Source organism: Pseudomonas sp. Marseille-Q0931 (assembly GCF_940789645.1).
Lineage (GTDB): Bacteria > Pseudomonadota > Gammaproteobacteria > Pseudomonadales > Pseudomonadaceae > Aquipseudomonas.
The window spans coordinates 38,129-48,905 of record NZ_CALNWT010000022.1 but is presented as its reverse complement, the minus strand read 5'-3'; the positions used below and the strand labels follow the sequence as shown (position 1 = coordinate 48,905).

General features: G+C 60.0%; 8 protein-coding genes and 1 pseudogene. 4 read left to right on the top strand and 5 right to left on the bottom strand.

All coding sequences use genetic code 11. The annotated features are described in order from the left end of the window. From P3C50_RS23920 to P3C50_RS23905, 4 genes are all read left to right on the top strand, one after another. The coding region (locus P3C50_RS23920; protein ID WP_275547871.1) for an SDR family oxidoreductase at window positions 1-254 on the top strand (254 nt) is incomplete at its 5' end. 328 nt (window positions 255-582) lie between these two features. Next, entirely contained in the window at window positions 583-1,557 is a 975-nt protein-coding gene (locus P3C50_RS23915) for a zinc-dependent alcohol dehydrogenase family protein (protein ID WP_275547870.1), read from the top strand. A 234-nt stretch (window positions 1,558-1,791) separates the two neighbouring features. After that, window positions 1,792-2,049: a DUF2790 domain-containing protein gene (locus P3C50_RS23910; protein ID WP_275547869.1), complete on the top strand. Its 258-nt coding sequence runs from the start codon at window positions 1,792-1,794 to the stop codon at window positions 2,047-2,049. Between the two features lie 375 nt (window positions 2,050-2,424). After that, window positions 2,425-3,129, top strand: coding sequence for a hypothetical protein (locus P3C50_RS23905; RefSeq protein ID WP_275547868.1), 705 nt, complete (start codon window positions 2,425-2,427; stop codon window positions 3,127-3,129). A gap of 660 nt (window positions 3,130-3,789) precedes the next feature. Here P3C50_RS23905 and P3C50_RS23900 read toward each other — a convergent pair. The 5 genes and pseudogenes from P3C50_RS23900 to P3C50_RS23880 form a co-directional block, all read right to left on the bottom strand. Further along, window positions 3,790-3,969: pseudogene (locus P3C50_RS23900) on the bottom strand (hypothetical protein); the annotation flags it as partial. A 138-nt stretch (window positions 3,970-4,107) separates the two neighbouring features. After that, window positions 4,108-4,422: a DUF2149 domain-containing protein gene (locus P3C50_RS23895; RefSeq protein ID WP_275547867.1), complete on the bottom strand. Its 315-nt coding sequence runs from the start codon at window positions 4,420-4,422 to the stop codon at window positions 4,108-4,110. Next, entirely contained in the window at window positions 4,422-4,898 is a 477-nt protein-coding gene (locus tag P3C50_RS23890; protein WP_275547866.1) for a MotA/TolQ/ExbB proton channel family protein, read from the bottom strand. Before P3C50_RS23890 ends, P3C50_RS23895 begins: the two co-directional genes overlap by 1 nt. Continuing rightward, window positions 4,895-8,755, bottom strand: coding sequence for a cobaltochelatase subunit CobN (cobN, locus tag P3C50_RS23885; protein WP_275547865.1), 3,861 nt, complete (start codon window positions 8,753-8,755; stop codon window positions 4,895-4,897). Before cobN ends, P3C50_RS23890 begins: the two co-directional genes overlap by 4 nt. After that, on the bottom strand, window positions 8,755-10,695 hold the full coding sequence (locus tag P3C50_RS23880; protein ID WP_275547874.1) for a TonB-dependent receptor domain-containing protein: 1,941 nt from the start codon (window positions 10,693-10,695) through the stop codon (window positions 8,755-8,757). The genes cobN and P3C50_RS23880 overlap by 1 nt, the downstream gene beginning before the upstream one ends. Between the last annotated feature and the right edge of the window lie 82 nt (window positions 10,696-10,777).

The window sequence follows — 10,777 nt, the reverse complement described above, 5'->3', positions numbered from 1 at the left end:
CGGCATCATCTGCCGCACCACCCACTCCCGATGCTCTATCGAATAACGCGCCACACGGCTCTCACTTCCGCCCACCGACCAAGACTCATCGAATCAACTCACACGACAACTATCCTGACGCGGCGGGCACTCCAGAAGACGTTGCTAGCGCTGTCATGTTCTTCGCTAGCCGCGAAGCCGGCTATATCACAGGGCAAAGCCTAATTATCGACGGTGGCCAAGTCTTGCCTGAATCACTTCAAGCTATTGACTGAGTATCAGCCTAAATAAGAGACATGCCCGTGAACACCATAGCCACTGCTGCTCCGAGGACCAAACGGTATCTGCTGACTTGCAGGGCTTGCGCAGGAACTTCGTAAGTTTTCCTGAGGTCTCGCAGCACGCCTGCACAACTGGATTGATAGCCGCAAATTGGTTCCAGGACCGTAGTTTGGTCCAAGGCGAGTTACTGCCACCGGCAATATCATTCTTTATCCGGCACCGGAGAAACAAGCAAGAGCGCAGCCTACGAGCTCTTTGTGAATCGCACGCTGAACATGCTCGGTTCGAACATTCGGATGCCCATTGATACGAGGATTTAAAATGAAAGCACAAGTACTCAAATCGTTTGGCGGTCCGAACGCGTTCGAACTGAGCGAAGTCGCCAAACCCGTACCGCAGGCAGGACAAGTGCTGGTGCGGGTGCACGCCACCTCCATCAACCCGCTGGACTACCAGGTGCGTCGGGGCGACTACGTCGACTACGTGCCCCTCCCTGCCATTACCGGACATGACGTATCGGGCGTCGTCGAAGCCGTCGGTCCAGGCGTGACGAGCTTCGTGCCGGGCGATGAAGTTTGGTACACCACGCAGATTTTTGAAGGCGACGGCAGTTATGCCGAGTACCACGTTGCATCCGAAAGCATCATCGGCAAGAAACCGGTATCGCTGAGCCATCTCGAGGCCGCAAGCCTGACGCTGGTAGGCGGGACGGTATGGGAAGCGCTGGTCGGACGCGTAGCGCTCCGAGTCGGGGAAAGCATTCTGATCCACGGCGGTGCCGGCGGCGTTGGTCATGTCGCGATCCAGATCGCAAAAGCCATTGGTGCCCGGGTGTACACCACCGTGCGCGAAGCGAACTTCGAATTCGCCCAGGGGCTGGGTGCAGACGTAGTCATCGACTACGAACAAGAGGATTACGTTGAAGCGATCCTGCGGGAGACCGATGGCTACGGTGTGGATGTCATCTTCGACACCATTGGCGGCGACACCTTGACCCGTAGCCCTGACGCGCTCGCCCAGCTCGGCCGTGTGGTTTCGATCGTGGACATCGCCAAGCCGCAGAACCTCATTGAGGCCTGGGGCAAGAACGCCAGCTACCACTTCGTCTTCACCCGCCAGAACCGCGGCAAGCTTGATGAGCTAAAGGCATTGGTCGAGCGCGGCCAGTTGCGGCCCCATGTTGGAGCGGTTTATTCGCTCGCTGACATTTCCAGCGCGCACGCACTACTGGAAACGCCCAACAATGGCCTTCGCGGGAAAGTCGCGATCGCTATTGAGCCTTCAATAGTTCCGTAAGTGTGCACTTTTAAAAATTGGCCTGGCGCTTGCGTACATCGAAGTATACGACTGCCAGGTCAAATTTAGCCATCTAGCGCAGCATCGTACTCACAAAAAACATCCTGCACTGAAAGCTTAATTCACTATCGCTGCCAGCGTTAATAGTGACACCAGCATCATTCACCCCCAAAAGTCATTAATCACACTCATAAACACATAACACCTCAAGCATAAAATCAATTGGAACCTAAAATGAATAGCACAAAAATTATCAAATACCTTTTCGCCAGCTTAAGTTTGTTTTTTTCTTTTAGCGTCATCGCTGAAAGCCAGCCGAACACTTACAGATACGGAACAAAGCTTGACATTGTAAAGGTTTTATCCGTATCAGCCCCCAAAACTAATAATTGCAAGATAGTAGATCAAACGATGAGATACATAGATTCAACTGGAAAAGTACGAACTCTAAAATATCGAGCTCATTCAGGCGCCTGTAGCAAAGGGCACTAAATGCGCTTCGCAGCACCCAAGAGCCATTATCACGCCCGGTGAATTGTACTATCAACACGCTTGCTTTTATACATCCACACCTCACCTGTAATCTATGTTCAGAAACTAATTAATCGAGGACAATTTTATGAAATAGCCATCAGCACGTACTTCCGACTGAATCGAACTCAATCAATTGCTGCTTCACTATGAAGCCATCAACGCGTTACAGAAGGCGCAAGTTGCTGAATAAATCAGCAAAAGCGTCACTGACAAGTATTTTTCCACAAATGATTTTTTGGCTCATCCACTGAGTAGCAACTGGCGCAAAGTTTTAACTTTTGCAAGCTTATATCGAAAAATCCCTATATTCCTTTTCGCATAGCGAGGTTCAAAATGAAAGCACAAACTTTTACTAAGGCATTTGTAAGTTTTATACTGGCCCATGTAGCTTCGTCTGCATTCGCCGTTCCAGCATCTAGCCTTCAGCCCCTATTGGGGGAAGCGCGAGGCGCCGCGGCAGTCCAACAAGCCATTGCCGGCGATTTCCATATTTCGGAAAATGGTTTCGACCGCACACCGCTCGGCGAACGTATTGCTGAGGACGGTTTCGACCGCACACCGCTCGGCGAACGTATTGCTGAGGACGGTTTCGACCGCACACCGCTCGGCGAGCGTATTGCTGAAGACGGTTTCGACCGCACACCGCTCGGCGAGCGTATTGCTGAAGACGGTTTCGACCGCACACCGCTCGGCGAACGTATTGCTGAGGACGGTTTCGACCGCACACCGCTCGGCGAACGTATTGCTGAGGACGGTTTCGACCGCACACCGCTCGGCGAACGTATTGCTGAGGACGGTTTCGACCGCACACCGCTCGGCGAACGTATTGCTGAAGACGGTTTCGACCGCACACCGCTCGGCGAACGTATTGCTGAAGACGGTTTCGACCGCACACCGCTCGGCGAGCGTATTGCTGAAGACGGTTTCGACCGCACACCGCTCGGCAAGCGTATTGCTGAAAACGGTGTCGACCACACACTCCAAGGCCAGCTACTGGCAGTAGTTAATTGTGATCGTCCTAGCCTCATTAGCGGCTAACTCTGAAGAGAGAGAAAATTGGTTCTTCACAAAACTCCGCGTAAGCCAGAAACAAGAACGCCGATTTGATGGGTGATGTTCGTGCGAGCAAACACATCTACAAAACGGCGTCCTTGTGCTCGGTATTACACGGTTCTGCCCTTTGGGGAGGGCTTCTGTGTCATTGCCTTCAGGCCGATGGTGATGACCTGCTGATCAATCTGATCCCTCTTTCCACCAAACTCCCCACCTCCGGCAGCTGCCATCAGCCCAACAGCACCATCCACAAATACTGCCAGCGCTCAATCCATGACCTGCCTATTCTTGGCCGCGCGGTGCGGTTGAGTGTGGGGCTCCGGCGGGTCCGGGTAGCACAGTCGCTTACGAATGGGGTCAGCCAGTTGGCTTGATCGCTATTTGAGGATGGCTAAGCGCCTGGCCGAAGCCATGCTTCAGGCTTCTCAGCGACTCCCCCTTCACGCCGCCGAGTTTTTGAATCGCATTGGGACAGCGTGCGCTTACTGAAACGACGAGCATTGCAAGCCGCGCTGGAGAGGTCGCCGAAGGCCCAACCCAGACCGTTGGTGATGGACGAGTTTGCTCTGTAGTGGTCTACTAACGCCGGACACCGATTTAGGCGAAAATCCTCGCCGTTAGAGAGGTGTCTGATGAGCAACCAACGACGAGAGCCTCCTGCCATTTATTGGCCAAGGTCCCTTGATTGCCATATCCCCTTCTCAGGACGACACGGCCGAACTGGGCGACCACGCGTAGGGCGTGCTCCAGAATCTCGGGCGATACGTTGTCGCAATCCACCAAAACAGCTACACGCGCTTCTCCAGCCGGCGTGAAAACTCCCATCCCTGCTCCTTGTGGTTGATCTCGGTTGCCCAATAGCATCACGGCTACTATCAGCACGGCAATCACAGATTGCAGCAAATGACTCCGACCCAGTCTCCAGTCGGTACTGTACAAACGCGCCGAACGAAATGCTTCCGGTCACTCATTTTGCTCCGGCACATAGATCATCCGCCCATCAGCCAGACGATAGGTGACACCAGCCTTGGTGCCCTGCCCTTCGCCAATCGCACCGCTGGATTCATAGCGCTTCAGCTCCTGGCCATCCTTGACCAGCATGCGCATGTCGTCCTCGCCAGGGTTCTCGATGACCACTACATTGTCCTGGCTGAAGGGATTGAGCGGGTTCTGCACGATGACGACCATCAGGATACCGATCACTACCAGGAACAGATCGATGAGATTGACCATCGAGATGATCGGATCGTCCGCCTCGTCATGCTCAAGGAAGCGCATCAGGCCTGCTCCTGCGCACGTTCCACGCTGCGCAGCTCCTGCAACAGCCAGCGGCGGCGAACGGTAAGGATGAAGAAAGTGATGCTGGCAGCGACCAAGGCAACGATCACCGAAGAAAAGGCCACCACCATGTTCTCGCCGATGCCCTGAGCATCATTGCGGGTCAGTGCCAGCAGCGCCGGGCCCATGGGGATCATGGTCGCCACCAGACCGAGCATCGGGGCGCTGCGTGAGGTGATACGCAGCCACTCGAGCTGCTTCATGATCCACAGTTCCAGATCATCGCTGGTGCCCCCGTGTTTGTGATGCCAGGCAGCTAGCTTCGAGTGGTAGCGACCGCTGTGACGCTGCCAAGCCTCCAGTGCAAACGAGCCAAAGGCGAAGCAGGCATAGGCCAGCGAGGCGAGGATCAGCAGCATCACTGGAACCAGAAAGAGCCGGGTGATTTCGTAGATGCTGGTTTCGAGACCATTCATGGTGTGAGTTCCGTCATTCGAGAATTTGTAAGGCCTTGCCGAATGGCACCAACCAGGAAAAAACCGAGCATCGAGGCAAAGCCCAACCACAGCAGCCACTGAGGTTGAGTCTCTCCAGTCGCTGGCATTACCTCTTCAAGCACCCGCCCAGTGACGACTTGGGTCGCGGCGCCGGTTGATTGCGTTGGTGAAGTCTGAGCCTCGTTGTGCATGCCGAAGCCGGCGGCCATCTGTTCGAGGAACTGCCGAGTAAGCGCTTCACCGACTACGCCGGCTTCAGTGGCCGCGAGCTGCTGACGACGCTCCACCAGTTCGCGCCGGGTCTGCTCGCTGGCATCCCAGTAGCCCTTGCGGATGGCCTCGATCAGGCGCTCGATGAGCTGGGCCTGGGCCGTGGGGTTGTGCTGCTCGAACCAGGCATCGAGGCCCAGCTCGCGCTTGTCCATGACGTAGGTGTCATGGATCGCCTGCCATTGATCGTCACGCACCATGCTGCGGTCGGTCGCTTGCCAGCCCCAGAGGTTGTTGACCAGATCGAGCATCTCCAGCGTGCCGGCGTAGCCCTCCTTCTGCATCTCACCGATCCACTGCGGGTTCAGATAGCGGCCCCGCAGCTCAGTGGCCAGGAACTGGGCTGCCACTGTGGTGCGCGGAGCCGTTTTGCGCAGGTCGGAAATGTAGAGCGACGGGCTGGTGCCATCGAGGTGCCGGACGGCGGCTGACAGACCACCGAGGAACTCGAAGGGATGGTCCGTCGAGAGCAGGCCGTTGAGTTCAGATGAGCGTGACATTACGGCTGCCTGTACCCCCTTGAGCTGCTCGGCGAACAGGTTGCCAGCCTCCAGCTTCACCCCCCAGGATTGAGCCCCGTAGCCGTACTGCAGGCGCTCTAGGAATTGCTTGCCGAGCGCGGCATCGTCCTCCCAGGTGGTCGAATCCAGTGCCAGTTGAGAAACACCGGTGCCGTAGTCCCCTGGCTCGTTGCCAAACACACGTAGGCGCGATAACTGCCGCGCCTGATCGGCAGGCAGGCCCTGTTCCTGTTGCAGGCGCGCCGCCAGCGCCTGGCTGTTGGCGGCGATGACGTTGCCGGGCTCATCCAGCGCGGCCAGACGATCAGCCGCGTCGGCCAGCAGGCGCATGAAGCCGTCGAACTGGTCGCGGTAGACGCTGGTCACCTGCAGCACCGCGTCGATGCGCGGGCGCCCCATCTCGGCAGCCGGAATGATATCCAGCGCCACCACGCGGCCACCATCGTCCCACACCGGCCGTAAGCCCATGGCGTGCAGCACCTGGCTTTCGACGATGCCTAAGTGCCGCAGCGCTTCCGATGACCAGAGGCTGAACGCCAGCTTCTGCGGGGCCTGGCCCTGATGCTCGACCTCGTACTGGATGATCAGTTGCTGCAGGGCCTCTCCACCTGCGGCATAGGCCGCCCGGGTCGGTACTTTGTCAGCCTCGAAGGCATAGAGGTTGCGGCCGCTCGGCACCTCGGGATTGCGGATCGGATCGCCGCCCGCACCTGGAGCGACGAAGCGCCCGGATAGGCCGGCAAGCAACGCCTCCAGTTCCTGGGTATCGGCGAGGTGACTGTCCAGTTCCAGGCCCTTGGCGATCAGCTGTCGCAGCACGGCAGACTCGACTTCGTCGAGCGACTGGCCGTCCCGCAGGTAGCGCTGCAGGGTCTGATAGGGAAGCGAGGCCTGCAGCTCGCTGTAGTCCGCCGCGAATACCTCGTCGGAGTCCAGCCCCAGCGCCTGGTAATACGGTGTGCCCAACTGCTGCATCACCGTGAGCAGACGGTGCTCGGCCGAAGCCGGCTTACCGAAGGTATGCAGGCCGAGCGGCGTGGCGCCCCGTGCCAGTTCGTGCAGGTGATCGTGCAGCGCGGCGAAGAACGCAGGGAAGTCTGCGAACATGGATGCTTCGTCCCAGCCGAGGTCGGCCTGCATGTCCATCTCCAGCACCGCCGCACGAATCTGCTCGGCGGTTTTCTCGCGCACCGCGCCTTCGTCCAACTGCTGGTACTCGTGGATCAGGTGGTGCAGGTCGCGCAGCTCATCGTAGAGCCCGGCCGGCGCGAAGGCCGGGGTCTGGTGGCTGATGGTCACGGCCCGACCACGGCGCTTAGCCTGGATAGCCTCGCCGACATTGTCCTGGATATAGGGGTAGAAGACCGGCAGGTCGCCGACTGCCAGGAACGGGTAATCCTCGGCGGACAGGCCACGGTCCTTGCCGGGCAGCCATTCCTGCGTGCCATGGGTGCCGAAATGGATCAGCGCATCCACACCCACGCGCTCGCGCACCAACTGATAGGCCGCCAGGTAGAGGTGATCCGGCGGCACCTTGCTGTCGTGGTAGGACTCACCCGGCCGGCCGGCCCTTGGTGGCTGCGGCAACAGTAGCAGCTTGCCCAGGTGCAGCGCCGGGATTACGAACTGCGGCTCACCTTCGACCTCGCGTCGGGCCCAGTGCTGCGCCGGGTCACCCCAGCGTGCGCCCAAGGCATCCCGCGTGACCTGCGGTAGGTGGGCGAGCCAGGCCTGGTAATCCTTCAATGGCAGAGTCTCGGCCAGGCCATCGCGCAGCAGGTCGCCGAGGGTTTCCGGGCGGTAATAACCCGCCAGCAGCCGCTGGGCGCTGTCGATCAACTGCTGCTCGGTAGTGGCTGGCACGTCATACCCTTCTCGCCCCAACGCCGCGCTCAGTGTTGCCAGGCTGGCCGGCACATTGAGGTGGGATGCCGCGACATTGCGTTCGCCGTCCGGGTGGTTCCAGAACATCAGCGCCAGGCGCTTTTGCGCCACTGGCAACTGACGCAGACGGATCAGACGATCCAGCTTGCCGAGCAAGGCCTCGGCCTGCCTGGCCATCAGCGCCGGCTCGCCCTCCTCCAACGCGGTGATCACCAGCGGATCACTCATGCCCCAGCCTTCCGGCACGCTGAGAAAGGCCGCCGCCGAGCGCGCGGCCATGCCGCTGGGTTCGGCCTGCCAGTGCTGCTCGTCGCCGCCGCGATGACCAAAGGTCTGCAGCACCGGCACACCGAGCTGCAGAAACTCCTTCTGCCGCGCCGGGCCATTCTGCATGTGCTGCATGTTCACCAGTGCTCGGATATCGGCCTCGGCGAACAGCTCGGTCAGGGCATGCGGATTGGCATCGTCGAACCAGAACACCAACGGCACCTGACCACGGCGCTCGCTACGCGCGATCAGGTCATCGATGGCGCGCACCTGGGCATCGGCAATGGCGCCGCGGTGGATGGCGAAGGCCACACGGGGCGCATCCGCAGCCCAGCGTCCCTGGCCCCAGGCGAGGTACTCAGCCAGCGTGGCGAAAGGTCCCGGTGCGGCCGGATGGTAGAACCCGGTATTGGGCAGTGGGACAGGCGCCGGCAGATCATCGAACGGCTGCCCCGCCTTTTTGCGCTGCACCAGAGTGAATAGCTGTCTGAGGTTGGCTTCGCCTCCATTACCGTAGTAGCCGATCAGGCGCATGGCCACGGGCGGGGGCAGGTTGCCGTAGGCCGGCGCACCGCCGCCGATACGAATCCATGGGACTGGCAGGCGCTCCAACACATCGCCCAACCGTTGCTGCACCGCTGCGACATCGGAAGGCCGCGGCGTGTCCAGAATCAGCAGATCGACCGCCGTCAGCCACTGCGCATCGGGCGCCTTTTCGGCGCCGCTGTGCAAGCTGGTGAAGCCGACACCTTGTTGCTGCGCCCAGCTGGCCAGGCGCGCATGTTTGCCGGGAAGCACAAAGTCGCTGCTGAGCATCCGCACTTGTGCCGGTGCGGAGGCTGCAGCGTGCAGGCTCCAGAGCAGGCAGCAGAGTAGAATCATCAACCCCCGCATCAGAACGTCGCCACCAACCCGATGTGGTAGGTGCGCCCAGGCTCGGCATAAGCGAAGTGGTCATTCTGATCGGCGAGTCGCTCGTCACCGATGTTCTCGATGCCGCCGCGCAAGGTCAGGTTGCGACTCAGCTTCTGGCTCAGCTCCAAGTGCCACAGGCCGTAGGCCGGCAGCGAATAGGCGACGTTGCTGCTGTAGGTGATCTGGCTGCCGACGTACTCGGTGCGCAACTGGGCATCGAAGGCGGATGTCGGGCTCCATTTCAGCACGCTGTTGGCCAGGTGCCGCGAACGATCGCCGAGGCGCTGGCCGACGGTCCGGTTGCGGGCATCCAGATAGGTGTAGTTGAGGTCCCAGCGCAGCCCTTGTGCCAGGTCAACGCCACCGCCCAGCTCGATCCCGCGAATGCGGGCCCGCTCGACGTTCTCGTAGTTGCGCAGCTCGCGCCCCCGAATGCCGCAATTGGCCACGCACACGGTCTGGATCAGGTCCTCCACATCGTTCTCGAACAGCATGCCGCTCAGGGACCAGCCGTCCGCCTGATAGTCGGCGCCCAGCTCGTAGGCGGTATTGGTCTCCGGTTGCAGCTCGGGGTTGCCGACGATGGTGAAACGGCCACCGCCGCCGGTCGCGGAATACTCTGGCGACAGCTGCTTCAGGCTCGGTGCCTTGAAGCCTTTACCGACACCTGCGCGCAGGGTCAGCTCATCGTTGAAATGATGCAGCAGGTAAGCGCGTGGGCTGCTCTCCCAGCCGAACTGCTCGTGTTTGTCGAAACGGCTGCCGAGAGTCAGCGACCAGTCTGAATTGAAGGCGATCTCGTCCTGCAGGAAGACAGCACGGTGCAGGGCTTGTTCTTCACCGTTAAGGTTGACCGAACGGTCTTCCAACTCTTCCTTTCGCCACTCGCCGCCGACAGTCACGCGGTGCATCTCGAACAGAGGCACACTCAGGCTGCCGTCCACCACGCTGTCGATCAGGCGCTGCGGGTTGCTAGGCGCCGTCCCATCGCTGCGCGAATTCGTGCGATCGAGTTGGTTACGGTAAGCGCGGACCTGGCTGCTGCCCCACTGCCAGTCACCGGAATGGGCCAGGGACCAGCGCTCACGCTCAATGACGTCGGTGGACTCATAGTCGCGCGAGGCCGGGCCACCAGTTTCGGTATTGCGCCAGCGCCGCTCACGACCGCTCTCGTAGCCAAGGTCGATGCGCTGTGCGTCGTCGGGTGTCCAGGTGAGCGTGGCCCCGCCGCTGTTGCCATTGCGGCCTTCGAGTTCGGACAGGTTGCGCCTATCGGCGTCGGGGGTTTCCTGCTGGCGCTGGGTTTCGGCATTTAACGCCAAGCCCAGCACGCCCGGCAGCAGCGGACCGCTGACATACCCGCCCACCTGGTGCGTTTGCCCACCCTGGCCGTCCTCGCGCACGCCACCATCGACGAAGCCGCTGCCCAGCCAGGTGTCGGTCGCCTTACGGGTGATGACGTTGACCAAGCCACCTAGCGCCTCGGAACCGTAGAGCGATGACATGGGACCGCGTACCACTTCGATGCGTTCGATGGCTTCGACCGGCACCCAGCCCAAGTCGAAGTCGGAGTGCGCGATGGCACCGGAAGACGGGCTGATTCGCTTGCCGTCAATGAGCACCAGCGTGTGCTCGCTAGCCATGCCGCGGATGCTGATGCCACGCCGGCTCATACCAACGCCGTTGAACTGCAGACCTTCACTACCGCGCAGCGCTTCTTCCAGGTTGCGCACCGGGCGCTTGCTCAACTCCTCGGCAGTAATGACGCTGATGCTCGCCGGCGCATCCTTAAGCGTACGCTCGGTGCTGGTGGCACTTACCACCGTCGAGTTCAGTTCCAGCACATCCGCCAGGCTGGTGAGCGGGAAAAGCCCAAATGCGAGCAAAGACAGAGGACGGCGCTGCGCGAAGCTGCGCATCTTCAATACAGGCATGGTGATCCTTCCAGTTGTATGTCGTGCAAGCGATCTCGCACGACTGGTGTAACGGTGCACTTCGGTA